This window comes from Borrelia tillae (assembly GCF_055693965.1).
On sequence record NZ_CM146346.1, the window covers coordinates 286,711 to 311,580 of the forward strand.

A 24,870-nucleotide genomic window follows, 5' to 3' on the forward strand; every position below is an offset into this window, starting at 1 on the left:
TCAATCCATACATTATATATTTTGTATCTGACTAAACACTATAAAAGCGAATTGAATAAGCTTCTTTAAAATCCAAGGACCAAATATGACAAGAGTTAAAAGTATGATGATAATCTTAGGAATAAAACTAAGCGTTTGATCTTGAATCGATGTAACAGCCTGAAAAATCGAAACCAAAAGGCCAACTATAAGAGCAGTAATTAACATTGGAGCTGAGAGAATAATAATATTTTCAATAGAAATCCTAATAAGATGGATAATTTGTCCCGTTGTCATCTTCAATCCTTATCACATGAAGCTTTTCATAAGTCCACTAGTAATTAAAGTCCAACCATCTACCATTACAAAAAGAATAAGTTTGAATGGTAAAGATATCATTACAGGCGGCAACATTATCATTCCCATTGCCATTAAAACGGCAGCTACAATAATGTCTATTACTATGAATGGTAAAAATATCAAAATACCCATTTTAAAAGCAACTTTAAGTTCATGCAAAATAAAAGCTGCAATAAGAACATGAGTAGGAACTTCACTAAAATTCTTAGGCCTGGAATAATTACTCATATTCATAAATAATCTAATCTCTTCATGTTTACTATTAGACATCTGCTTATACATAAAATTTCTAAGTGGAGCAATTCCCTTATTATAAAATTCATTAAAACCTATTTTTGAATCCTTAAGAGGCAAATAGGCTTCTTTATGTATTAGATTAAAAGTTGGCCACATAGTAAAAAGAGTTAAAAATAAAGCTAATCCCATTATTATCTGATTAGGCGGTGATTGCTGGAGAGATAATGCCCTTCTAATAAAATCTAATACTATTACTGTTCTTAAAAAAGAGGTCATTAGGACCAACAAAGCTGGAGATAGAGTTATTATAGTTAATATCAGTAAAAGCTGAAGAGGAAAAATTATTCCACCACCAGAATTTATAAAATCATTAACAAATGGAAAATTTAAACCAGTAGTAGCTTGCAAAGACTTGGTTTGAGCAAATGAAAGATTTATAATCCCAATAAATAAAAAAAGACTTAATTTTTTATTTAAATTCAACATCTAAAACTTTCTTAACCTATCCTGCTTACTTTTTAAAGAATTTTCAATATTATGCTCTAATTCTGCATATTCAGTTTCATCAAGCGATGAGTCATCCTCTTGAGCCTTATGCAACAATTTATTAAAAATTGACCTAAATGAATTTATATTACCAGAGCTTTTAGATTTGTTCAGTTCAAATTCTAAATTGTCTAGCTCTTCACCCCGTTTAATTTCCCTTAACAAAGTAGCAGCATTACTTGATATCAAAAATACATAAATACTGCCTAACACATTGATAATTCTTATAGAATTCTTATCATCCATTTCATAATAAGTCAGTTCTTTTATAAAAGTTGATTTATTATTACTTTTGATTTTCTTATGATTTAAAATCATTTTTTTAAGTAAAAAGAGACAAAAAAGAAAAAAGAGCAAAAATAAACATATAATAACCAAATCTGTAATATTAAAGAGGGATATATTTTGTATATCTTTATTATCTAAATCTGTCTTATCATTCCCAAATATCGGCAAATTAGCTTCGTTTTCTAAGCTAGAAGTAGAAACATTTAAGTTAATTTCACTTTCTTGAGCAAACAAATCTTTAGAAAAAGAAAAAAATATAAAAAAAATTAAGAATAAAGACGTAAAGAACGTTAACCTATTCATTTTTAATTTTAATTATTTCGGTAATTCTAACACCAAAATTTTCATCAATGACAACAACCTCCCCTTTAGCTACCACTTTGCCATTTACTAAAATATCTACTGGCTCACCAGCAAGCTTATCTAGCGTAATAATTGTTCCCTCAGACATGCCAAGAATATCTTTTATTTTACGCTCAGTCCTACCAAGTTCAACAGTAACCTGCATAGAAACGTCCATCAAAAGACCAAAATTACTAGGATCAACACCTTCGGGCAAAGTATCAATTAAATCTGGAAGTTTAACACCCTTTATTTCAGGTTTTTCTTCAACAACATCATTTTTATCATCTAAAGCCATTAATTCACCTCTTCACTAAACTTATATACATTTAAAATACATTTAAACTTTAATAAACTTTATTCGACTTCTTCTGTGAGCTCCTTTAACAAATCAAAATCCTCTACCTCGCCAACTTTCTCTGTAATTTGAACTGAAAGCTTATTCCCAACAAGACCCATTCTACACTTAAATTTTTCTCTAGTGCCCACCTTTAAGACCAAATCCTTATTTATTGGAGAATTTTCAAGATTAATTACATCTCCTTTTTCTAAAGACAAGATTTCTTTTACCTTTAATTTAACTTCTCCAATTTCAGCCACCAAAAGCATATCTGTATATTCAAGTTTTTCTCTTAAAACGTCAAGATTCTCACTAGTAGTACCCACACCTATTAAAGAATGCCAATATCTCGTTGAAAGCTTAGACACAATAGGTTCTATTGTAATATAAGGCAAACAAAAATTCATAAGCCCTTCAACTTTACCTATTTTAACTTCAAGGGTTACTAAAATAACCATTTCTGTTGGAGGAACTATCTGAGCAAATTGAGGATTAACCTCTATATGTCCAAAACGAGGTCTAAAATCAACCACCTGAGACCAAGCTTCTCGCATGTTAGCAAGTATACGAATAATCACACTTTCCATCACAGATTGCTCTATTTCTGTTAAATCTCTACTCTTATCCTTAACAGTATCTCCATCTCCTCCAAAAAGTCTATCAACTATTGCAAATGCAATGGTAGGATCAACTTCAAATATGGCAGAACCTTTAAGAGGATCCATATTAATTATGGCCAAAGTAGTAGGATTCGGAATAGATTTAATAAACTCTTCATAAGTCAACTGATCAACTGAAGCTACATGCACATGAACCATCTTCCTTAAAAGCGCCGAAAGTGAGGTTGTAGTATATCTTGCAAATGCTTCATGAAAACTTGACACTGTCCTTACTTGTTCCTTTGAAAACTTATCCGGCCTTTTGAAGTCATAAACCTTAACTTTTTGCTTCTTTCCCATAGGACTAGATATGATATTAGAGAGTGAATCATCTGATGATAAGTTATCAGATGAATTAATAGACTCTAAAAGACTGTCTATATCGTCTTGTGACAATGCTCCCGGATTACCTGCCATTCAAAATTCCTTTTAAAATTACTTAAAACTACTTTTTAAAAAATTACATATCAAAAATATCAACTTGAGTTAATGCAATCTCTTTGATTTCACCATTTCTAAGAACACTATTGATCCTAGCTTTGATTTCTGCTTTAATCTGACTTTCATTTTTTATTTCTTGTTCTGTTCTCTGACTAAAATATTCTCTGATAATATCTTTTAATCGCACTTTTTGTCTTCCAAGCTCACTTAAAATATTCACATTATTCTCAGCATAACCCAATGATAGTTTTATGTTAAAAATCTTTGGAGGAGTATCTTGAGTATTACCTCTAATCTCATCTATATTTTCATACCATACAAGCATAGGCGGTTTTCCTAAATACTCATTAGAAAAAATTGGGAAATTATTAGGTGCCCCACTTTGACTTAAGACCATCTTAGAAACAAAATAAGAAACTATTATCATTATAATAACAGTAAACAGTCCTATTGCCAGTATTTGCAAAAGTTTTATTATAACATCGGATAGCGGTCCATTTTTTTTTCTATCAGAACTTCCCACATCAATACTACTATCATCCTTTTCAGACATATTACCTCCTCTAAATTCCTTCTTTCATTACCACACTACTGAAATATTATTTTTGATTAATACCTTTAGTAGAACTCAAAGAAGCATCGCTAGTAATTAAAATATCTATCCTTCTATTATAAGCTCTACCTTCAGGGGTATCATCTGTAGCAATCGGCTTACTGCTTGCAAAACCAGATACTTCAAATTTACTTTCAATACTCCGCATTTTAGACTGATCCGTGTAATTTAAAATCTGCTCTAACATATTTACCGCTCTTGCTGATGACAGTTCCCAATTGCTTTTCCAAATTCCATTTATATCAACATCAACATTATCTGTATGTCCTTCAATCTTAAAATTATATCCTTGATTATCTAGAAACCCAATAAAAGAAGCTATCTTTTGTATAGTCTCCCTATTGCCATCAAGCTTAACTTCAGCACTAGCTGAATCAAAGAAAGCATCAGACAAAAGAGATACAACAACACCCCGTTCATGGTGTCTGACAATAACTTTATTAGATTGAATCTTCTCAATAAATTCAATCATAGATTTATTTTTAGCTGCTTGAGAAGCTTGCTTATTCTTCTCAGTAGAAGGCACAGCTAAAAAATTATTACTCAAATAAGAAAGCTTATTCATATCTAAAGTCTTTCCACCGTTAAAAAATCCGGAACCTGTAAATGAAGCCGTCAATATTTTTAATACATTTTCTTTGAATACAATATCATTCAATGAAAACATAGTAACAAAAAAAACAAGCAATAAAGTAACCATGTCTCCATACGTTAACATATAATCAGGGGCGCCTTCTTCACGTTTTGCTCGCTTCTTTCTAAGTCTAAATGCCATCAATCACTCCCAAGAAGACCACTTCCAAGCTGACTTCTATCTTTAGGTGTTAAAAATGTTACCAGTTTCTGTTCCAAAATCCTAGGATTATCACCTGCTTGGATTGATAAAATACCTTCAACTATCATGGTTCGAACTGATACTTCTTCTAGATCTATAGATTCTAATTTAATTTGAATAGGAATAAACATTAAATTTGCCATTATCGTACCATAAAGGGTCGTAATAAGAGCAACAGCCATAGAAGAACCAAGTGCTGACCTGTCTTCTAGATTTCCAAGAAGAGCTATGAGTCCAATAAGTGTACCTGTCATTCCAAAAGCAGGGGCAAGCTTGGCCCAAGTTCCAAAAAGATCAGCTCCAACCTTATGTCTCTCTTGCATCTGATCAAGTTCAAGGTAAAGCATAGTTTTAATGATCTCAGGATCTGCACCATCAACAACAAGTCTCATTCCAGACTTAAAAAAAGGATCTCCAATTTGATCAAGTTCATCATCAAGAGACAAAAGGCCTTCTTTCCTAGCTTTCTCTGAAAGTTCCACTAAAGTCTTTATAATAGGGACCTTGCCAAAAGAACTTCTTTTAAAGAAAAATCCTAGATATATAGGAATTTTCTTAATAATGAGAATTTCTGAAGACGCAATAAGTGCAGAAAAAGAACCAACAACCGTAATAAACACAGAACTTAAATCCCAAAAAACCCCTAATCCTGTAGGAGTAAATGCCATAGAAATTAAAATAGCGCCAAATCCAACGCCCCATCCAATTATACTAGCCAAATTCATCACCCAACTCCCTTATCCCCTTGTGTAATGCTATCTAACAAAGCAACTTCTCTCCTATACATCTTGATTTTGTCTACCACCTCTACCAAACTCTCCTTTACAATCAATTTCTTACCATTCATAAGAAGAATTGTAGTATCAGGATTAGCCTCAATGCTCTCAATATGACAAGGATTTAAATAATATCCATCACCATTAAGTTTAGTTACATAAATCATAATCTAAAACAAAAAATTAACTACTCTTAAGCCTTACAAGCTCTTGCAATAACTGATCTGAAGTAGTGATAGTCTTAGCATTGGCCTGAAAACCTCTTTGAGTAACTATCATATCTGTAAATTGCTCAGCAAGATCAACATTAGCCATCTCTAACACTCCTGCCCTAATAGTACCAAGCCCTGCCAAACCAGTTTCGCCTACCCTAACCTGACCTGAATTACTAGTTTCACTAAAATTAGTATCGCCTACCTTTGAAAGCCCCCCAGGATTAATAAATGAGGCAAGCGCAATCTTCCCAATATCTCGCCTAATTCCATTTGAATAAATTCCTGTGATTACTCCATTCTGATCAATTTCATAATTTTCCATATATCCCATGCCATATCCATCCTGAACAATAGCTTTTGTAGTACTTGCATCAGCAAACTGCGTAATTGAATCAGCATAACTGCCAACATTCCCAAGCCTAAGATTAATAGTTTGTTGCTCATTACCTTCTCCATTATTAGCATCTACAATATCAAAAGTTATAGGAACTTCAAGCAAATTACCCGGCTGACCTACTTGACCATTCAAAGAAAGCAATGCTCCTTCATTATCAAAGCCCATTGTAAAATTGGAATTCTCCTCTCCATTCACTAACACTGTAGCATTCCATGTATTAGGCGTGCTTGCATCCTTTACAACCCTAAGTTCAACAACACTAGTATTCCCAAAACTATCATAAATAGTCTTATTGACAACCCAAGTGCCACGAGCAATATCAATTTCGCTTGCACCTTCTTCTATTACAGGCAATCTCTTATCAAGATTACAAGCAAAAGTAATCTGCTGAGTAGCCTTAGCACCTTCTTTGTCTCCAATAGGAATAATTAAATCTTCAATATCAGCTGATGTATTAATAACCTGTTCTCTTCCAATGGATCTTGCCATCCAACCTTGAATTCTCATTCCATTGGCAGGATTTACAAAGCGCCTCTCAGAATCAACATCAAATGCACCAGATCTTGTATAAAAAGAATTATTACCATCTCTTAAAATAAAAAAACCATTTCCACTAATTCCAAGATCAGATGCTTTCTGAGTACTTTGAAATGACCCTTGAGTATGAATAGTATCAATAGTAGCAACACTCATTCCAAGACCAACCTGCTTTGGATTAACACCCCCACGTCCATCAGTAGGACGAGATGCTCCGGAAATACTTTGAGATATCATGTCTTGAAAATTAACTCTTCCTTTTTTAAATCCAATAGTATTAACATTTGCAATGTTATTACCAACAACATCCATTCTTGTTTGATGATTCTGAAGACCAGAAACACCAGCATATAAAGATCTCATCATATAATTACTCCTCTAATCCTATTGATAAAATATTATCATAAACATAATATTTTCCATCAATCATAATTTGTGGCACTAATCCAGTTTTAATATTTGTAACCTTACCTTTAATAATTTCTCCATCAACATGTTCAAATTCAACTATTTTACCCAATAAATTCAAATCTTTATTTACACTAAGAGCAGATGAAAGACTATCAAAAGATTTGCTCATATTTGTCATTTGCTCAAGCGCTGAAAACTGTGCCATCTGAGCAATAAACTCTTTATCTTTCATCGGATCTGTAGGATCTTGATATTTAAGTTGAGTAATAAGCAATTTCAAAAAATCATCTCGACCAAGATTACTTCCCTTAATATCTCTTTTTATCTTAGGATTAGACATTGTCCTAGCCTGACTTATATTATTACTACCCACCAAATGATCAATATTGTTAATTGCACTCATATGTCCTCCATCCTAGACAATAAAATTAATATTTTTTTCCAAATCATCAGAAATTTCAATATCATCTTCAACTCTAAAGATCTTACTCTTGCTTAAAGATGAATGTTGCTTTTCAATATCGTCTTCAAAATTACTAGGAAAAGATCCAGAACCATTACCTGCAAGAGCAAGATTTAAACTGGTATTAAAACCATTGTCGTCTAACATCTTACTAAGTGAATACATATTTTGCTCAAAAAGAGCCCTGACATTATGATTGTCAACTATTATCTTGCCTAATAAATTATTATTAGAATCAAGATTTAAATTAATTCTTATACTACCAAGTTTTTTGGGTTTTAAAATCAGTCTAATTTCTCCTGTATCATTCGATTTTAACACAATTTTAGCTTTATCCACAATATTATGATTAACTTTCAAGTTCCATTCTGATATCAAATTATCAGCAATTTGATTTGTAAAAGATTCTTTAACATATCTTGTATTAGAATTAGAGAGATCGTTAATGGACTTTGCAAATCCGTCAAAAGTTTCTTTAATATCATATTTACCAACAATATTTTCATTATCAATCAATCTGACCCTAGAACCTGATCCTAAAAATTCTTTGATATTATTATTTTTCTTAAAATTTTTAACATCAATACTAATAATATTTTTTTCCCCATCTTTCTTTACACCATGCAAATTTTTATGACCAAAATCAATATCAATGCCCACAACATCAAAATTAAAAAGAAAATTTACATTACCAAATAAAATATTAAGATCAGATACAACCTTTTCAACATTCTTTAATATATCTCTCTTACCAGCAGACTCGTACTTAAAACTTTCCTTCAAACTCTTCAGACTTTCAAAGTTAAATGACCAATCCATTCTTTTTACTAAAGATTTCAAATCAGAAATAAAATCACTATCACTCAATTTTTTTAAAACCAAAGACTGCCTTAAGGAGGTACCCTTAAAATCTTTATTTATAAGACCATTACTTTTTAAAAAGTTTACAAATTCTAGCACCAACTCTTTAGATTTAGACAAATTTTGAATCTCTGAGAAAACAAAATTTGAAAAAAGAATCTCCTTTTCCTTTAGATTGATTTAAAATACTTCCTCCATTTACAAAATTGCAACCCTTGCTCAAATTTGGTAAATTGGAAATAACTTGACTTAAATTATTCATCATCACTCCAATAAATTAACAGACATTTTTCTAATTAATACAGCGGCCTTCTTAGCATCCATAAGAGATAACCAACGAGGCACAACAGATGACCGTCCCTCTTTCTTAGCCATATCTTCCACCTTACGCATATAAGATATAGCAATCTCATCATTAAGCTCTTCAAGTCTCTTAACAGCATCCTCTGGTGGCATATTAACTAAATATAAAGCAGCCTGTGTAAAGTTTGCATCTTCATCTTTATATTTATTAACAATGTCATCTATTACTTTCTGCTTCAGATCTAAATCTTTTTGCTTTTGATTAAGTTCAGATTCTAATTTATTCAAATTATCTTCTTTTCTTTTTAACTCTTCCCTGAACTTCTCTATTTGCTGACTTTTAATATAAATAGCCTCTTTTTCTTTTATCATCCTAATTTCATCAAGACCAATATGCGTATACTCAAGTGGCTGAGCATTTTCCTTAAAAAGCAAAGTCCTGACATATATAGGTAAATAATTTCTAGTATGATATATTCCAAATAAATCAACCAAAAAAAACAAAAACCCTAAGAAAAAAATAACTAAAAATAACCATAAAAAAAATCTAAGTAAAAATGACAAAAAACTATTCATTGTTATTCCCTAATCTTTTACAAACTTTGTAATTAACAAATTCATCTAAAAACAAGTTTTCACTTTTTGTTTTTTCTTTAGTTATAGTATTATTTAAAGTTTCTATTAATATGTCAACCTTTTTTTCTTCTCTATACTTATTTAAAAAAATATCATGTCGTTTTTTATGCTCATGCCTCAACTTAACAAGGTTTTCCACTTCTTTCTCTTTTCTTAAAGTCAAATAATCCAAATAATTTCCCTTTAAAAAGATATCCATATCGCTCAACTTATTTAAATCCTTAAAACTTTTTTCTAAAAATTCTTCTATTTTTACAATCTCATCATTGATGCTTATCAAATCGTTTTCACTAGACTTCCTAGCATAAGTCCTAATACTCAAGATTTTTTCAAATTTCTTTTTCTTAAAAACTAAAGCATTCAAGCTAGTATCTCTTTTATTTCATTATCTAGATTTTCAAAATCAAATTCTTCCTGCATACCTTGGGACAAAAAATCAATAATTTTTGGATATTTCGCAATTGCCAAATCAACTTCATTATTGGAACCTTTCACATAAATTCCTGTCTTAATTAAATCTTCATAGTTTTTATAAATTGATAATAAATTTCTAATTTTAGATATTAATTTTTGTTTTTCAAAGCTTACTATTCTATGAAGAGATCTTGAAGTTGAACTTAAAATATTTACCGAAGGATAAACTCCCCTATCATATAACTCTCTATCTAAAATAATATGGCCATCTAAAACTGCTCTCATGTTGTCAGCTATTGGTTCTGTTAAATCATCACCTTCAACAAACACAGTATAAAATCCTGTAATACTACCCTTACCATTAAGACCTGAGCGTTCAAGCAAAATAGGAATTTCTACAAAAACAGAAGGGGGATACCCTTTAGTAGCAGGTGGTTCTCCTATAGAAAGACCAATTTCTCTCTTAGCATTTGCAAATCTTGTAATGGAATCAAATAGAAACATAACATCCATCCCGCGATCTCTAAAATATTCGGCTATCAGCGTTGCAGTATAAGCACCTTTATATCTTGAAATGGGGGATTCATCAGAAGTCGAAACAATTAACACACTTCTCCTAAAACATTCTTCCCCTAGCTCATATTTAATAAACTCATTAAGCTCACGACCTCTCTCCCCAATAAATGCAATAACATTAATATCTGCTTTAGAATTTTTAGCAATCATACCAAGCAAAGTAGATTTTCCCACACCAGCACCTGAAAAAATACCTACACGCTGCCCCTTTGCAACTGGTAAAAATCCGTCAAGCACCCTAACACCAGTAACTATTTGCTCAGAAAAAATTCCTCTATTTAAAGGATTAATACTCTTAAAACTCAATTCCTTATAATGATTACCAAAAAATTGACCCTTATTATCAATAGGTCTACCAAGAGAATCAACTACTCTTCCAAGTAATTCATCACTAAGATTAATTTGCAGCTTTTTATTTAAAGAATAAACTTTGTCACCAACTTCAATCCCATCAAATCCTTCATAAGCCATAAGACTAACAAAAGAACCATTAAAACCCAAAACTTCAGCACATATTTTCTTACCATTCCTCTGTTCGATTAAACACAAATCACCAATACCGCATTTTGGACCTAGACTCTCTACCAAAAGTCCTTTTATTTTTTTTACCTTACCTACAAGAGATATAACGTCAACATCATCCAATATTTTTAAATAATCTTCAAAAAAATTATTCATCTATATCTATATTCCTTAGTCTCTAGAATATAGAAGAAAAATTTTTAAATTTCTCCTCTATTCTATCGAGTTGAGATGAAATTCGGGCATCTATTTCTCCAAAATCAGTTTCAATAACACAACCGCCCTTTCCTATATTAACGTCTTCAATAATTTCTAAGTTTTCTATAATATCAAATTTAGAAATAAAATCCTGTCTCTTATGAGCGACAACATCTATATCATCAAGATTAACACGAATAATTATATTTGTTTTACTTTTGATTTTCTTTAATGCCTCATTTACATTTTCTATAACAACATCTTTTTGAGTGTCTACAATTTTTTTAACAACTTTAACTGCAATCTGCATCACAAGATTCATTATATGCTCACCTGAAGATTCAAGAATCTCCTTTCGCTTTGCCACCAAAGAAGATATCATTTTATTTAACTTGCCTAGTACTTGCTCAAAATCTTCACAACCTTTTCTAAATCCTGCATCATATCCTTCATTCCTTCCTTTTTCAGTCTCAACTTCAAGTTCTCTTTTTAATCTTTGTTCATGCTCCTTAACTATTTTTTCGATTTCTAAATTAGATTCAAGTTCAATTGCCTCTTTCTTGTTCTCAGCCTCTTTTTGTAAAGCTTCAGCCTGCTCATTAGCTAAATCTACTATTTTACTAGCTTTTTCCTTAGCTTCTTCAATAAGCTTTGAACATTCATTTTCTATTTCCTGCTTAGCAAGTTTATGTTCATGTTGAATTTTTTCTTGCAGCCTTGATCTCTGTTCTATTAAGTCTTCAAGTTCGCTTTTAAGCTTAATGCTGCGACTGTCCATATCACAAATCTCACTTTCTCTCCTCTTAACTTCCAAGGATTTAAAAATAGGGTTTGTAATCTCAACAAATTCCAACTTTACTGCATTTACAACTTCTTTTGACTTATATAAAACCTTAGGCAAATATCACTCCTTTCTTACACAAGAACATCTTCTTCACCACCTCTTGAGATTACTATTTCACCCTGCTCTTCTAGCTTTCTAATAAGAGAAACAATCTTTTGCTGAGCTTCCTCAACATCCTTACGTCTAGTAGGTCCCAAAAATTCCATATCTTCCTTCAACATGCCAGCAGCTCTTTTAGACATATTCTTAAAAATTTTCTCTTGCACAGGCATATCAACTGATTTCAAAGCTTTTGCTAATTCTTGACCATCTATCTCTCTTAAAATTCTCTGTATTGATCGATCGTCAAGAAGTACAATATCTTCAAATACAAACATTTTTTTCTTAATTTCCTCTGCAAGCTCAGGGTCCTCTTCTTCAAGAGACTCAATAATAAATTTCTCTGTCTTTCGATCAGCCATATTGATTATCTCAACAACGTTATCAACACCTCCAGCTGAAGTATAATCCTCTGAAGAAAGTGATGCTAATTTTTTCTCAAGTACTCTCTCAACTTCCCGTACCACTTCAGGAGAAGTCCTATCCATTAATGCAATTCTCCTTGCAACATTAGTCTGAATCTCAGTAGGAAGACTGGAAAGAATAAATGAAGCTTTCTGAGGATCAAGATATGAAAGTATTAAGGCAATTGTCTGTGGATGTTCTTGTTGAATAAAGTTTAAAATGTTAGCAGGATCTGCTCTTCTTACAAATTCAAAAGGTCTTGATTGCAAGGCAGAACCTAAGTTATTAATAATATCTACTGCTTTTTGAGTACCAAGAGATTTCTCAAGAAGCTCTCTAGCATACTCTATACCTCCCTTTTGAATAAACTCTTGAGCCATCATTAACTCTTTAAATTCTAGAAGAACAGTATCTTTAATCTCAGACGTAACAATATCAAGTTTTGCTATTTCAAATGTCAAAGCTTCTATCTCTTCTTGAGACAAATACTTAAACACCTTAGATGAAATTTCAGAACCTATCGAAACTAATAAAATAGCTGCTTTCTGCTTACCCGTTAAAGTAGAAACACCAAGTATATCTTTGTCCTTTTGTTCGTCCATCATATAAACCAATTACCCTTTATACATTCTTAACAATCCATGTCCTAATGAGCTTAGCAACATCTTCAGGTTTTTCTCTAGCTAAAAGTTCAGCGTTACTTTGAAGCTCATCATCATCTCTAAGTCCACTAACAACATCATCAACACCAATATCGTCACTATCCATTAATGCCTGTTGACGTCTTAAATGTGCTTGTCTTGCAAACTCTTCTTCTCTAAGACGTCTTCTTCTCTCAAGCTCTCTAGATACAATGAAAAATATTGTAAATAGTAATATCAATAATGCAAATATCACGCTAAATGCAAAAATAAGAAACTTAAATTTCTCTCCTGCAAAATAATCTTCATCTATTTTTCTAAATTCATTTGTCCGATCAAAGGCAATATTCCTAACGGTAATTGAATCACCCCTTTCTGGCTTATACTCAAAAGAACTCTGTAAAACATCTGTAATATTTTTTAAAGCCTCATCAGAAATGGGCTTATATTCCCTTTTGCGCATGCCATTTTCCATAACAAAATTGCCAGAGTCATTATAAACAAAATCCCACATACCATCTATAAAGATGCCAAGAGAAATTCCTGCAATTCTGGCAGGCTCCTTTTCACTTAAAGATTTCTTCTCATTAAGAGCAACATTCTTTATTTCTTTAAATTCATTGGACTTGCCGATAATATCACTTAAATCCCGATATTCAGGTGGAGTATTACCCTCTTGACCAGGTGGCCCCCAAGGACTATAACCTTGTCCTTCATATTCCCTTTTGTGTATCTGAGACGAAATTAACGTCGAATCACTAACTTTTCTTGTATTATAAGGAACTTTTGGATCTTGTGCCTCAATCTCAATAGGAGCATACTCTTTGAACTCTGTAGTTTGACGAGAAGTATCAAGAGTAACATTAACCCTTGCTATCATAAATCTATCAACAGATAAAACCTTACTTAAAGCAGAATCAATCTCATCGCGAAGCATAGATTCGTATTTTAATTTAAGTTTTCTTTCCTTTTCAGCCAAATCAATCCTATCAATACCATCTATATTAGAAAAATCATTTAAAATAGTCCCTTTATTATCAACAATAGCAATATTGTCTGCTTCAAGTCCTTCAATAGCATATTGAATCAGCTTAACAAGCCCTTCCACTTTTTTACGATTAGTGACAATATCAGATCCGGGCTTAGGAGTAATTCTAACAGAAGCTTTAACTGCCTCCTGTGACTCCTTAAAAAGAGCCTTTTCAGGCATAACAAGATTGATGCTAACAGCATCAACATCATCAAGAGCAACAATATGCTGCTCAACAGCCCTCGTAATTGATCGCCTAAGATTAACATTTCTCTCAAAATCCGTAATGGTCCATCTATCAATATCAAAGAGAGACCAAGGATCCATATTCACAGGAACAAGCTCTTCTCTTACAAGAATTGCTCTTATTTTCTTCGACACATTTTCATCACTTAAATAAATCTTGCCATCAGCAGTAACAGTATACTTAACATTTTCCCTATCCAATCTTTCTATTATTCTATCTAGCAAGTATTGCTCTTTAATACTAGTACCAAAAAGCACAACACCTTGCCTCCTAGTAGAAAATCCTACAAGGAATATCAATGCCAAAATTATAAATAAAACAATAATACCAAGAGCCATTTTTTGAATCATACTGGCTTTTTTGAAATTCTTATTGACCGATGCAAAAAAATTAGTAATAAAATTGCTCAAATTGCGTAGCTCCTTAACGAATATTAATTACATCTTGATAAGCCCTTACGCTTTTCTCAACAATAGCTTTTGTAATACTTAAATTCATATTAGCTTTAGCCATAGCTATTACAATATCATGCACATCCACGCTATTTGGATGTAAAATAGCTTGCTGTGATAGCCTAGATACATTCAACTGACTATTATTCACATCAGATATTAAATTGAAAAACAGATCTTTAAAAGTTTTAACCTTGTTTTCGCTCTTAACATCAATACCAAAAGAACTCCTATCAAAATGCAAAGGATTCTTACGAATTAAATCAACATTATTATCTGCAAAAAAAGGATCTATTCTCATTTTTTACAAACCTCCTTTAATTCTGTAATATTGATAATGCACTCCTAAACATTGCTTTACTACTATTAATAACAGTAGAATTTGCTTCATAAGCACGAGAAGCAGATATCATATCCACCATCTCCTCAACAGCATTTACATTAGGAAGTTCTACATAACCACTTCGATCACCAGACTTTATTGCATCAGGATGAGTTGGATCATATTTTAGTTTTAAAGGTGATTTATCTTTTTCAATACCAGCAACTCTTACACCCTGACCAACTCCATTATCAAGATAATCGGGAACAAAAGGCCCCTTCCAATATGGGCTTACAACTCTTGGAGAAAAAATTATTCTCTGCCTTCTATAAGGACCTCCCTCAGAAGTTCTAGTAGTCTCCACATTTGCAATATTGTTTGCAATAACATCCAGCCTTAATCTTTGAGCTGTCAAACCCGTTGAAGCAGTATTAATACTTGAAAACAATCCCATACTTAATATACCTCAAAGTTATAACTTATTTTGTTACAATGTTTACACTTTTAAAATGATGCGCTTGAATATTTGTAAATAAGCTATACATCATTTGATTCTGAACAAGACTTTTTATCTCAGAATCAATATCAACATTATTACCATTATTATTAAAAGTAGAGAGATAATCCAACATTTTCTGAGGTTTGATATCTAAATATCCAACCTCTTTAAAGCCATCCAAATGCCTGTCATTGCTTTTTGCCAATGCTAAATCAGTTGTATTTTCATTTAAAACTGCTCTCTCAAGTTCAGCCTCAAATGTGACATTACTTCTCTTAAAATTTGGAGTGTCTACATTTGCAATATTATCAGCCATTACACTTTGTCTCAAAATAAGAACATCTAAATATCGATGTGACAAATCAATTGCTCTCTCAAAACTATTCAAAACAATACCCTCACATTACAAACTGATTTTTACTATATTATATAATAATTCAAATCTTTTTGTTCGTTAATTTTTATTTTTTCATTAACATAGTCCAAATTTATTTCAATTTTTTTTAACTTACTGCCAGGAGCCTCAAAAAAAAGATCCGCAAGAATCTTTTCCATAACCCCGTGCAACCTTCTTGCTCCAAGATTTTCTCCCTCAAAATTCATACTAAAAGCAAGTTCAGCAATTCTATCAATTGCCTCATCACTAAATGTTAGAGTCAAATTATAAACCTTAAACATTGCAACATATTGTTTTATTAAAGAATTTTCAGTACATTTTAAAATATTTTTAAAATCCTCTACACTTAAACTTTTAAGCTCAACTTTAATTGGAAACCTACCTTGAAGTTCTGGTATTAAATCCGACGGTTTTGATAAATTAAAAGCACCTGCAGCAATAAACAAAATATGAGAAGTATCTATTATGCCATATCTAGTATTAACTTTAGACCCTTCAACAATTGGCAAAATATCTCTTTGTACACCTTCTCTAGATACATCGTTTCCGGTTCTATTTTTAGTCACTATCTTATCAATTTCATCAATAAACACAATTCCCATATTTTCAACTCTTGATTTAGCAATCTCTACAATATTTTCATGATCAACCAATTTTTCAAGTTCCTCAGATATAATTATTTCCCTGGCTTTCTTAATTGCCAATTCTTTTCTCTTCTTTCTATCAAATATATTATTAATTAGCCCCCCAATACTCATATCAATCTCTTCAAAATTATTTCCAGAAAATATCTCTATAGTAGAAACGGGCATTTTGCCTGAAACATAAACATCAACAAGACTATCATCAATAGCCCCACTTCTCAATTGCTTTCTAAATTTCTCTCTTAATTTTTCACGAACTTGCTTCTCCTCATCACTCACACCATCATCATTTCCAGAACTCTCAGAAGCTTTTAAAAGCTTATCAATGATTCTCTCTTCTGCACGCTTATTAGCCTCGTCACGAACAGAATCGTACATCTCTTCCTTTACCATATTCACCGCAATACTCATTAAATCACGAATCATCGACTCAACATCACGACCCACATAACCTACCTCAGTATATTTTGTAGCCTCAACTTTAATAAAAGGAGCTTTAATAAACTTTGAAAGCCTTCTTGCAATCTCAGTTTTACCAATTCCAGTCGAACCAACCATAATAATATTCTTAGGCATAACATCATCTCTTATTTCCTTAGGAAGCTTAGATCTTATATATCTATTAACAAGCGCAATTGAAACCAATTTTTTTGCCTCAACCTGCCCTATTATATATTTATCTAACTCTGCAACAATTTCTTTGGGCACTATATTTTGATTTTCAATCTTATCCATCAATTAATCTCCTCAAGCACAATATTTGAATTCGTATATATACAAACTTTTGATGCCACTTTTAAAGATTTGAGGGCAATATCAGCAGCGCTTAATTTTTTATTTTCCATATAAGCAAGAGCTGCAGAATATGCATAATTACCCCCACTGCCAATTGAGATCACATCTTCTTCAGGCTCAATAACATCCCCAGTGCCTGAGATCAATAAAATATTATCAGAATCAGCAACAAGCATCATAGCTTCAAGCTTATGAAGTATCCTATCAGATCTCCAATCTTTGGCAAGTTCTACAGCGGCTCTTTTAATATCAATAATTCCATCCTCTCTGGCCTTAACTTTCTCTTCAAATTTCTCAAAAAGAGTAATAGCATCAGAAGTTGAACCTGCAAAACCCGCTAAAATTTTGCCATTAACTAATTTTCTTATTTTTATAGCATTAGATTTTAAAACAGTATATCCAAAAGTCACCTGCCCATCTGCCGCTACTACAGTTTTTCCTCCCCTTCTTATTGCAATAACTGTGGTTCCTTTAAAACTCATGACTCCCCCTATCTAGGTATTTCATTCAATAATTAATTAATAATACTCTATGCATCTCTGCCTATACAACAGACCTAAAAGTTATCACCAATTTCTGGCCCATTATACTGAACATTTAGTATCTTATAAAGATCTGGTATTGATTTTATTTCCAAAGCCCCAGAATCATATAAAAACCTAGAACCATCTCCAGAATAATCAATATTATATACATAAACATCAAGGCCTAAATCAAGTCCAAGCTCAGCAGTAATCAAAGCTCCTGATTTTTTAGGTGCACAAGTAATAAAAACAACATCTGAAAGACCAGCAACTATTCTATTCCTCTTTGCGAAAAAATAATTTTGTATCTTTTCATAAGGCAAAGTCTCCGTAAGAACACCTCCGCCATTTTCTAAAAGACGCGCAACATATTTTCTATTTTGCTTTGGATAAATATTATCAATATCCGTTGCAATAACCGCATATGTCCTTTTTTTCTCATTAATTGCACCAAGATGCGCTGCAATATCAGCTCCTATCGCAAATCCAGATACTATCTCCACATGATTCCTAGCAAGATGAGATGACAATTCTTTAACTCTATTAGCTAAAGTCATACTAATTTGCCTTGAACCAACAACAGCCCAAGACATAGAATTAACATCTGGAAGACTACCCTTATAATAAATAGCAAAAGGTGGATCATAAATCCTATTAAGCTTTAAAGGATAATCTTTGGTTCCAAGAACCACAACCTTTGCACCTGTTCTATCAATAATTTTCTGCTGTAATTCTATCAATTTCAGATCTGGAAGCTTATAAACCGTTTTAAAAGCCCTAGATAAATAAACAAACAGATTTCTAAACTTAATTTACAAAGATCTTCTAAATCAAAATTATTAAAAATTTTAAGTTTTTCTTCACTCTTTAAAAATCTTAAATTATCAACATAAAGCAATTTAAACATAAAAATTACTTAAAACTACTTATTATTCTATCCACTCCCTCTATTTGCTCTTGAGTTGAAGCCTTACTCTTTGCCTTATTGTAAAATAAAAGTGCATTATCAAAATCACCAAGAGAATAATAATTTGTACCCCGTAACATCAAAAATTCAAAATAATCCTCTCCCATAGACTCAAGTTTACTTAAATATCCCCTAGCCTCTAACTGTTTATTAAGATCATAAACATACATAGTAGAAAGAGCAAAAATAGCTTCTTTAAAATCATCTTTAATAAAAATTGATTTTAAAAAAGAATCCTCAGATAAAGCAAAATACTCCTTAATTTTATCCCTGTCTGCCATTCCTTTAGCTAAACTATAAGAAGAAACTCCTATATAAAAATGGGATAAATGATTGTCTGCACCAAACTCTAAATTTTTATTAAAAAATTCAATAGCGGGGCCATATTGACCAAGACTCATAAGTTCAAGTCCAATTAAATTGAAAAATCTAGCCTTTTTGTCAATAGAATTTATTATTTTTAAAACATTTTGCTCTTCTTTACCAATAAATTCCTTATAAACTTCAATTTTTTCTAAAGGACCACCACCTGCTAGTTCTATTTCTCTTATTCTAAGCCCAAGATTGGTCTTTTCCTTAGCCTCATCACCACAAGAAATCAAAAGCAAAAATATTGAAAACCATTTTTTCATTTAATTGTCACTATTTTTTTTATTTAAATTTCTCAAAAACGTAGGAACATCAATATCATCTTCAAAATAATTAACATTCTTTGACTTGGCTATAAAGTTATCATTAGCTGCATAAACATTACCTGAAGCATCCTGATTACCTGACATTAAACTATCAAATTCCTTTGAACTTAATGTATTATTTTCAAGAACTCCTGACAAATCTTTTTGCTTTTTAGCAGAAAAACCAGTAGCAACAACTGTAACATAAATCTCATCATCAAGATTTGAATTAATGGCATGTCCATATATTACAGTGGCCTCATCGTCAACACTAGCAGTAATAATTCCCATAATCTCTTCAAGCTCAAGCAATGAGAAATCTTCACCTCCAGTTATATTCACAAGGAGTCCTTTAGAACCTTCTATTCTAACCTCTTCAAGCAAAGGATTACTAATAGCAGAAGTAGCTGCATCAACTGCCCTATTCTCACCCTTGCCATAACCAATACCCATCAAAGCATCACCTTGACCTTGCATAATACTCTTAACATCAGCAAAATCAATATTAACTTCTCCATGCTCAATAATAAGACCCGCAATCCCCTGAACACCCATCCTTAAAACATCATCTGCTCGCTTAAAAGCATCCTTAATTGTAGTTCTCTTGTCAACAACAGTCAAAAGTTTTTGATTTGGAATAATAATTAAAGTATCAACCGACTTCCTTAAGTTATTTATCCCCTGTTCAGCAAGTCGCATCTTTTTAGGACCTTCAAATTTAAAAGGCTTAGTCACAACTCCAACTGTTAAAATTCCAAGTTCTTTAGCAACTTGAGCAATAACAGGGGCCGCTCCAGTTCCAGTTCCTCCGCCCATACCAGCAGTAATAAATACCATATCAGCCCCTGCTAGATGATTCTTAATAATATCAATATCTTCCTCTGCTGCGGCCTGCCCAATCTCAGGTCTACCACCAGCTCCAAGGCCTGAGGTAACTTTGGATCCAAGGGCAATCTTTATTGGAGCAATAGAAGTTTGAAGAGCTTGAAGATCAGTATTTGCTACAATAAATTCAACATCTCGCACTCCATACTCAATCATGCGATTGACAGCATTACTACCACCACCGCCTGCACCAATTACTTTAAGAACCGTAGGATTTGTAGCAGAATCAAACCTCTTTGAATGACTATCAATAATATTATAATCTTTCATTAAATTTCCTCCATGATTGGTCAAAACCATTCCTTCAAAAACCAACCTTTCAATATTGCAGATATTTTATTTTGTCTCTTAGATTTATTATTTCCCTTCTTTAATTTATTGAATTTCTGCTGTTCATGTTTATAAAGAACAAGACCAAGAGCTGAGGAAAATTTAGGATCAATATACTCTTCTCCAACACCATTAATATTCATCGGAAATCCTATCCTTGACGGATATTTAAATATCTCTTCTGTCAAATTAGAAATACCTGGAAACAAAGTTCCTCCCCCAGTTAAAACAATTCCTCCATTAATCTTATTATAAAGCCCTCTTTTCATTATTTCAGCTTTTATCATCTCAAAGATCTCACTTAATCTTGAATTAATTATTATAGCCAATTCTCTTCGGCTTTTCTCTTGAGGCGGCCTAGTTCCAAGATTAGGAATAATAACACTCTCCATTTGACTCTCAAGAGCAGAAATATGAGCAACACCAGCTGTAATTTTAATATTCTCAGCAATATCTTCAGGTACTTTCCACACTTGTGCAATATCAAGAGTAACTCTATTAGCACCAATAGGAATAACTCCTGTATAATAAGGCGAACCATCAACATAAAGGATTATATCAGTTGTACCCTTGCCCATATCAATAAACAAAACACCCATTTCTCTTTCTTCTTTAGATAAAGTAGCATATGATGATGCCAAACTGCCAAGCACAACTTCATCAACAGAAAACCCAGCGCGATTGACACACCTAACTAAATTTTGACTAGAAGAACTAGATCCAGTAATGATATGCACCTCACCCTCAAGACGAATTCCCATCATATCTATTGGATTCTTTATATGAGGAATTCCATCAACAATAAATTCTTGAGGAATTACATGTAAAATTTCCCTATCCATCGGAATCACAATTGCCTTAGCAGCTTCAATCACACGCTCAACATCTTCATTATCAATTTCTCTAGTTTTTGAATTTATTGCAACAACTCCACGAGAGTTAGTCCCTTCAATACTACTACCAGACATAGATACAGAAAGAGTGGCAATGTCACAACCAGAAATAAGTTCAGCTGCCTCAATAGAATTAGAAATTGAATCAAGTGCAGCTTCAATATTTATAAGAACTCCTTTCCTTACACCCCGTGATACACTAGTGCCTATACCTACTATCTCTAACTGATTATTCAGATTAACTTCAGCCACAACAGTACAAATCTTTGAAGTTCCAACATCTAATCCTACTATCAAATCCCTAGACACTAATTTGCTCCTAACAAAATGACATTACCACTTCTTAAATCAACAGTATAGGACTTTTTTTTAAGTAAATCAGATACCATAAACACCTTATGCATAACACTTATTAAATCCATATCCGTTGTTATTAATATTTTATTATATATATTTTTTATATATAAAGTAATCTTGTAATCATAGAAATTCAACTTCAAAAAATTAATTTCTGATATTAGATTATACAAAGTATTTTGATTTATTTTAACATAGGCAAGGTTCTTTATAACAGATAACATTCTATCTTCTAAAAAATCACCAATTTCATTCCCATTTAAGTTTAGTCCACTAATTATAGGCAAATCATAAATCAAATCTCTACATTTTTCTAAAATTAAACCATCTGATGCAATAAAATAATAAATAAAACTACCATCAATATTCTCATAAGCAGTAACTATAGGAACCCTTTTCTCAATATTAATTCTAATAGTATTGGGAAACTTGAGTTCTACCCTCACATCTTTCACTCTTAAGTCTCTCTTAATATTTTTTTCATAAGTATTGATATCAGCATTATAATAATAAGTATTAGGCTTAATTCCTGAAATACTTAGTATATCTTCCTTAGAAATATGAGTATCATCATTAAAACTGATATATCTAATTAGAAAATAAGGCGAAATAAAAATAATAAAAACAATCTCAAACAATATAAAAGAAATTATTATATAAATATATATAATCAAAAATTTTCTATAAATCAACATAAATTTAAGATTACACTACTATTTCACAAAACTTAAACTACTCTTCAATGTCTCTAGAAACATTTGCAATAAGTCCGGAAAGTGCCATTGTAGCAACAATAGAAGAACCGCCTGATGAAAAAAATGGCAAATTGATACCTGTGGGAGGCAAAAGCCCGATTGCAATTAAAATATTCATAATGCTTTGAATAAAAATTGCAAGACTTGAAATAAATGCAATAAAAAATCTAAATCTACTTTTGGCAAAAATAGCAACAGAATACCCCAAATAAAAAAATAAAAAAAATAATATAATAGCAACACAAATCCCTAAAAATCCCAATTCTTCCCCAAGCACAGAAAAAATAAAATCGGAATTGGATTCTGGTAATTTGCCAAGTTTTATCTCACCCATCCCAAGACCTTTACCCACAAGACCACCATTCTTTAAAGCATTAAGTGATGCGATTATTTGATATCCCTTTCCCAAAGGATCATCATAAGGGTTTAAAAATGCAAAAATTCTAGCAACCCTATAAGGTTCAAATATTAAAAAAATCATAGAGACTGGGAAAAAGGTAAATAATATAGCAAAAATATATCCTAATGACATTCCAGAAATAAATAAAACAATAAAAAAAAGAATGGCAAAATAAATAGCTGTTGAATAATCATTCTGTAAAATTATTAGCAGCCAAAAAACACCAAAAATTAACATAGGTTTAAGCCAATAAGAAATATTATTGTCCAACTTAAATCTAAATCTACTCAAATAACTTGCAAGATAAATTGTAAACGATACCTTAAAAAGCTCTGAAGGCTGAATACTAATCCCTCGTATAAATATCCATCTCTGCGCTCCAGAAACACTGGGAGAGAAAAAGGTTGCTAAAATTAATGTAAAAGTCACAAGTAATATGATAGAAACAATTTTTTTTAAAAAATCTAAAGAAATTCTCTCAAACACAAAAAATACAATAAAACTTAATAAAAGATATTTAAGACGCATCAAAAATAAAAAATTAGGATCCCCTGTAAGTTCTAGACTTAAAAAAAATGAAGATGTATAAAATACAATAAGACCATAAGCAATAAGTGACCATAAAATAAGCAAATAAAATTTTCTAAGAGAGGATTTATCTACAAACATAACAATTTTTTCAAACTCATCTAATCTTAAGGGTACTCAGAGCAATTATAGCGAATATGAGACCTATTATCCAAAATCTAATAACAACTTGCATCTCAGACCACCCAAGCTCCTCAAAATGATGATGAAGTGGTGCCATTTTAAATACCCTTTTCTTGGTCTTTTTATAAACTGCAACTTGAATAATGACAGATAAAGCCTCAACTACAAAAACCCCTGCAAGAATTGCAAAAAGAATCTCACTTTTCAAGATTAAAGCCGTCATTCCAAGAACTGCCCCAATTGAAAGACTACCAGTATCACCCATCATTATTTTAGCAGGATACGCATTAAACCATAAAAATCCAAAACTACCCCCAAGCAAAGCCCCAAGAAATATTACAAGCTCTTCAGAACCTTTGATATTGGGAATATTCAAATAAAATGCAAAATCCACTCTACTTGTAAGGTATGCAATTATTACTAATGTTCCCGTTACAACAATACTAAGCCCAATAGCAAGTCCATCAAGTCCATCTGTTAGATTAAAAGCATTGGATGCCGATATTAAAACAAACATCCCAAATGGAATATATAAAATTCCTAAATCTAATTTAAGGAATTTAAAAAATGGAAAATAAATTATACTAACATGCTCACCACCAAAATAATAAAGCATGGTAACTGAAATACAAGAAAATAATATTTGCCCATAAATCTTAAACCTAGGAGTAAGACCATCTGAATTTTTCCTCTTTATTTTAAGCAAATCGTCCACAAATCCTAGGAATGCGAAACTAATCATGACAAAAAGTATAATTAAAAAATAAATATTCCAAATATTAATCCAAAAAAATAAAGAAACCAAAACACAAAAAAAAATGAGAATACCCCCCATAGTAGGAACCCCCGCCTTCTCATTTAAATGACGTCTTGGGCCATCTTCCCTTAAAATCTGATCTAGTTTTAATTTTTTAAGTCTTAAGATAATAAATGGACCAAAAACTAAAGCAAGCAGAAATGCAAAAATAGTAGCATAAGCTGTTCTAAAAGTAATGTAGTGTAATAACCTAAGGCCTAAAAGATAAAACATCAATCCGCCTCCCCCATTAA

Annotated in this window: 29 protein-coding genes and 1 pseudogene; all 30 read right to left on the reverse strand. The window is 31.9% G+C overall.

Translation table 11 applies throughout. The annotated features are described in order from the left end of the window. Window positions 1–12 precede the first annotated feature (12 nt). Window positions 13–276 carry a flagellar biosynthesis protein FliQ gene (gene fliQ / locus ACWUD1_RS01380; RefSeq protein WP_472756756.1) on the reverse strand — a complete coding sequence of 88 codons (264 nt, stop codon included), beginning with the start codon at window positions 274–276 and terminating at the stop codon, window positions 13–15. 12 nt (window positions 277–288) lie between these two features. Then, window positions 289–1,062: a flagellar type III secretion system pore protein FliP gene (fliP, locus tag ACWUD1_RS01385; protein WP_472756757.1), complete on the reverse strand. Its 774-nt coding sequence runs from the start codon at window positions 1,060–1,062 to the stop codon at window positions 289–291. Continuing rightward, window positions 1,063–1,713, reverse strand: a complete 651-nt coding sequence (locus ACWUD1_RS01390) for a flagella biosynthesis regulatory protein FliZ (protein WP_472756758.1) — start codon at window positions 1,711–1,713, stop codon at window positions 1,063–1,065. Beyond that, a complete protein-coding gene (gene fliN, locus ACWUD1_RS01395; protein WP_472756759.1) occupies window positions 1,706–2,050 on the reverse strand; it encodes a flagellar motor switch protein FliN in 345 nt (114 codons plus the stop codon). Before fliN ends, ACWUD1_RS01390 begins: the two co-directional genes overlap by 8 nt. A gap of 59 nt (window positions 2,051–2,109) precedes the next feature. Beyond that, entirely contained in the window at window positions 2,110–3,168 is a 1,059-nt protein-coding gene (gene fliM / locus ACWUD1_RS01400) for a flagellar motor switch protein FliM (RefSeq protein WP_472756760.1), read from the reverse strand. Between the two features lie 43 nt (window positions 3,169–3,211). Beyond that, the gene (fliL, locus tag ACWUD1_RS01405; protein WP_472756761.1) at window positions 3,212–3,745 is read right to left on the reverse strand and encodes a flagellar basal body-associated protein FliL; all 534 of its coding nucleotides are present in this window, start codon (window positions 3,743–3,745) and stop codon (window positions 3,212–3,214) included. 46 nt (window positions 3,746–3,791) lie between these two features. Beyond that, complete coding sequence (motB, locus tag ACWUD1_RS01410; RefSeq protein ID WP_472756762.1) at window positions 3,792–4,580, reverse strand: flagellar motor protein MotB; 789 nt, start codon at window positions 4,578–4,580, stop codon at window positions 3,792–3,794. Then, complete coding sequence (locus ACWUD1_RS01415) at window positions 4,580–5,365, reverse strand: motility protein A (protein ID WP_472756763.1); 786 nt, start codon at window positions 5,363–5,365, stop codon at window positions 4,580–4,582. Before ACWUD1_RS01415 ends, motB begins: the two co-directional genes overlap by 1 nt. Then, on the reverse strand, window positions 5,365–5,583 hold the full coding sequence (locus ACWUD1_RS01420) for a flagellar FlbD family protein (protein ID WP_472756764.1): 219 nt from the start codon (window positions 5,581–5,583) through the stop codon (window positions 5,365–5,367). The genes ACWUD1_RS01415 and ACWUD1_RS01420 overlap by 1 nt, the downstream gene beginning before the upstream one ends. Before the next feature lie 16 nt (window positions 5,584–5,599). Further along, the gene (gene flgE, locus ACWUD1_RS01425) at window positions 5,600–6,931 is read right to left on the reverse strand and encodes a flagellar hook protein FlgE (RefSeq protein ID WP_472756765.1); all 1,332 of its coding nucleotides are present in this window, start codon (window positions 6,929–6,931) and stop codon (window positions 5,600–5,602) included. 4 nt (window positions 6,932–6,935) lie between these two features. Continuing rightward, window positions 6,936–7,379, reverse strand: coding sequence for a flagellar hook assembly protein FlgD (gene flgD / locus ACWUD1_RS01430; protein WP_472756766.1), 444 nt, complete (start codon window positions 7,377–7,379; stop codon window positions 6,936–6,938). Between the two features lie 12 nt (window positions 7,380–7,391). After that, a complete protein-coding gene (locus ACWUD1_RS01435) occupies window positions 7,392–8,420 on the reverse strand; it encodes a flagellar hook-length control protein FliK (protein WP_472756767.1) in 1,029 nt (342 codons plus the stop codon). A 144-nt stretch (window positions 8,421–8,564) separates the two neighbouring features. Further along, window positions 8,565–9,179: a periplasmic-type flagellar collar protein FlbB gene (locus ACWUD1_RS01440; RefSeq protein ID WP_472756768.1), complete on the reverse strand. Its 615-nt coding sequence runs from the start codon at window positions 9,177–9,179 to the stop codon at window positions 8,565–8,567. Next, complete coding sequence (locus ACWUD1_RS01445; RefSeq protein WP_472756769.1) at window positions 9,172–9,603, reverse strand: flagellar protein FlbA; 432 nt, start codon at window positions 9,601–9,603, stop codon at window positions 9,172–9,174. The genes ACWUD1_RS01440 and ACWUD1_RS01445 overlap by 8 nt, the downstream gene beginning before the upstream one ends. Then, window positions 9,600–10,907, reverse strand: a complete 1,308-nt coding sequence (locus ACWUD1_RS01450; protein ID WP_472756770.1) for a FliI/YscN family ATPase — start codon at window positions 10,905–10,907, stop codon at window positions 9,600–9,602. Before ACWUD1_RS01450 ends, ACWUD1_RS01445 begins: the two co-directional genes overlap by 4 nt. A 22-nt stretch (window positions 10,908–10,929) precedes the next feature. Next, window positions 10,930–11,850, reverse strand: coding sequence for a flagellar assembly protein FliH (gene fliH / locus ACWUD1_RS01455; RefSeq protein WP_472756771.1), 921 nt, complete (start codon window positions 11,848–11,850; stop codon window positions 10,930–10,932). A gap of 14 nt (window positions 11,851–11,864) precedes the next feature. Next, window positions 11,865–12,899: a flagellar motor switch protein FliG gene (gene fliG / locus ACWUD1_RS01460; protein WP_472756772.1), complete on the reverse strand. Its 1,035-nt coding sequence runs from the start codon at window positions 12,897–12,899 to the stop codon at window positions 11,865–11,867. A gap of 19 nt (window positions 12,900–12,918) precedes the next feature. Beyond that, entirely contained in the window at window positions 12,919–14,625 is a 1,707-nt protein-coding gene (fliF, locus tag ACWUD1_RS01465; RefSeq protein ID WP_472756773.1) for a flagellar basal-body MS-ring/collar protein FliF, read from the reverse strand. Window positions 14,626–14,638: 13 nt separating this feature from the next. Beyond that, window positions 14,639–14,968, reverse strand: a complete 330-nt coding sequence (fliE, locus tag ACWUD1_RS01470) for a flagellar hook-basal body complex protein FliE (RefSeq protein ID WP_472756774.1) — start codon at window positions 14,966–14,968, stop codon at window positions 14,639–14,641. 16 nt (window positions 14,969–14,984) lie between these two features. Then, window positions 14,985–15,443: a flagellar basal body rod protein FlgC gene (gene flgC / locus ACWUD1_RS01475; protein WP_472756775.1), complete on the reverse strand. Its 459-nt coding sequence runs from the start codon at window positions 15,441–15,443 to the stop codon at window positions 14,985–14,987. A 25-nt stretch (window positions 15,444–15,468) separates the two neighbouring features. Next, window positions 15,469–15,876, reverse strand: coding sequence for a flagellar basal body rod protein FlgB (flgB, locus tag ACWUD1_RS01480; RefSeq protein ID WP_472756776.1), 408 nt, complete (start codon window positions 15,874–15,876; stop codon window positions 15,469–15,471). A 32-nt stretch (window positions 15,877–15,908) separates the two neighbouring features. Then, a complete protein-coding gene (gene hslU / locus ACWUD1_RS01485) occupies window positions 15,909–17,264 on the reverse strand; it encodes an HslU--HslV peptidase ATPase subunit (RefSeq protein ID WP_472756777.1) in 1,356 nt (451 codons plus the stop codon). Continuing rightward, complete coding sequence (gene hslV / locus ACWUD1_RS01490) at window positions 17,264–17,806, reverse strand: ATP-dependent protease subunit HslV (protein WP_472756778.1); 543 nt, start codon at window positions 17,804–17,806, stop codon at window positions 17,264–17,266. Before hslV ends, hslU begins: the two co-directional genes overlap by 1 nt. 74 nt (window positions 17,807–17,880) lie before the next feature. Then, window positions 17,881–18,755, reverse strand: a pseudogene (dprA, locus tag ACWUD1_RS01495) (DNA-processing protein DprA). A 5-nt stretch (window positions 18,756–18,760) separates the two neighbouring features. After that, window positions 18,761–19,447 carry a tetratricopeptide repeat protein gene (locus ACWUD1_RS01500; RefSeq protein ID WP_472756779.1) on the reverse strand — a complete coding sequence of 229 codons (687 nt, stop codon included), beginning with the start codon at window positions 19,445–19,447 and terminating at the stop codon, window positions 18,761–18,763. Continuing rightward, a complete protein-coding gene (gene ftsZ / locus ACWUD1_RS01505; protein WP_472756780.1) occupies window positions 19,448–20,644 on the reverse strand; it encodes a cell division protein FtsZ in 1,197 nt (398 codons plus the stop codon). A gap of 20 nt (window positions 20,645–20,664) precedes the next feature. Then, a complete protein-coding gene (gene ftsA, locus ACWUD1_RS01510; RefSeq protein WP_472756781.1) occupies window positions 20,665–21,906 on the reverse strand; it encodes a cell division protein FtsA in 1,242 nt (413 codons plus the stop codon). Then, on the reverse strand, window positions 21,906–22,649 hold the full coding sequence (locus tag ACWUD1_RS01515) for a cell division protein FtsQ/DivIB (protein ID WP_472756782.1): 744 nt from the start codon (window positions 22,647–22,649) through the stop codon (window positions 21,906–21,908). The genes ftsA and ACWUD1_RS01515 overlap by 1 nt, the downstream gene beginning before the upstream one ends. Window positions 22,650–22,686: 37 nt before the next feature. Beyond that, window positions 22,687–23,742 carry a putative lipid II flippase FtsW gene (gene ftsW / locus ACWUD1_RS01520; RefSeq protein WP_472756911.1) on the reverse strand — a complete coding sequence of 352 codons (1,056 nt, stop codon included), beginning with the start codon at window positions 23,740–23,742 and terminating at the stop codon, window positions 22,687–22,689. A gap of 52 nt (window positions 23,743–23,794) precedes the next feature. After that, complete coding sequence (mraY, locus tag ACWUD1_RS01525; protein WP_472756783.1) at window positions 23,795–24,850, reverse strand: phospho-N-acetylmuramoyl-pentapeptide-transferase; 1,056 nt, start codon at window positions 24,848–24,850, stop codon at window positions 23,795–23,797. Window positions 24,851–24,870: the final 20 nt, after the last annotated feature.

Coding starts and splice junctions, on each gene's coding strand:
- fliQ (WP_472756756.1), bottom strand. CDS start 276: ATGACAACGGGACAAATTATCCATCTTATTAGGATTTCTATTGAAAAT.
- fliP (WP_472756757.1), bottom strand. CDS start 1,062: ATGTTGAATTTAAATAAAAAATTAAGTCTTTTTTTATTTATTGGGATT.
- ACWUD1_RS01390 (WP_472756758.1), bottom strand. CDS start 1,713: ATGAATAGGTTAACGTTCTTTACGTCTTTATTCTTAATTTTTTTTATA.
- fliN (WP_472756759.1), bottom strand. CDS start 2,050: ATGGCTTTAGATGATAAAAATGATGTTGTTGAAGAAAAACCTGAAATA.
- fliM (WP_472756760.1), bottom strand. CDS start 3,168: ATGGCAGGTAATCCGGGAGCATTGTCACAAGACGATATAGACAGTCTT.
- fliL (WP_472756761.1), bottom strand. CDS start 3,745: ATGTCTGAAAAGGATGATAGTAGTATTGATGTGGGAAGTTCTGATAGA.
- motB (WP_472756762.1), bottom strand. CDS start 4,580: ATGGCATTTAGACTTAGAAAGAAGCGAGCAAAACGTGAAGAAGGCGCC.
- ACWUD1_RS01415 (WP_472756763.1), bottom strand. CDS start 5,365: ATGAATTTGGCTAGTATAATTGGATGGGGCGTTGGATTTGGCGCTATT.
- ACWUD1_RS01420 (WP_472756764.1), bottom strand. CDS start 5,583: ATGATTTATGTAACTAAACTTAATGGTGATGGATATTATTTAAATCCT.
- flgE (WP_472756765.1), bottom strand. CDS start 6,931: ATGATGAGATCTTTATATGCTGGTGTTTCTGGTCTTCAGAATCATCAA.
- flgD (WP_472756766.1), bottom strand. CDS start 7,379: ATGAGTGCAATTAACAATATTGATCATTTGGTGGGTAGTAATAATATA.
- ACWUD1_RS01440 (WP_472756768.1), bottom strand. CDS start 9,179: ATGAATAGTTTTTTGTCATTTTTACTTAGATTTTTTTTATGGTTATTT.
- ACWUD1_RS01450 (WP_472756770.1), bottom strand. CDS start 10,907: ATGAATAATTTTTTTGAAGATTATTTAAAAATATTGGATGATGTTGAC.
- fliG (WP_472756772.1), bottom strand. CDS start 12,899: ATGGACGAACAAAAGGACAAAGATATACTTGGTGTTTCTACTTTAACG.
- fliE (WP_472756774.1), bottom strand. CDS start 14,968: ATGAGAATAGATCCTTTTTTTGCAGATAATAATGTTGATTTAATTCGT.
- flgC (WP_472756775.1), bottom strand. CDS start 15,443: ATGGGATTGTTTTCAAGTATTAATACTGCTTCAACGGGTTTGACAGCT.
- hslU (WP_472756777.1), bottom strand. CDS start 17,264: ATGGATAAGATTGAAAATCAAAATATAGTGCCCAAAGAAATTGTTGCA.
- hslV (WP_472756778.1), bottom strand. CDS start 17,806: ATGAGTTTTAAAGGAACCACAGTTATTGCAATAAGAAGGGGAGGAAAA.
- ACWUD1_RS01500 (WP_472756779.1), bottom strand. CDS start 19,447: ATGAAAAAATGGTTTTCAATATTTTTGCTTTTGATTTCTTGTGGTGAT.
- ftsZ (WP_472756780.1), bottom strand. CDS start 20,644: ATGAAAGATTATAATATTATTGATAGTCATTCAAAGAGGTTTGATTCT.
- ACWUD1_RS01515 (WP_472756782.1), bottom strand. CDS start 22,649: ATGTTGATTTATAGAAAATTTTTGATTATATATATTTATATAATAATT.
- mraY (WP_472756783.1), bottom strand. CDS start 24,850: ATGTTTTATCTTTTAGGCCTTAGGTTATTACACTACATTACTTTTAGA.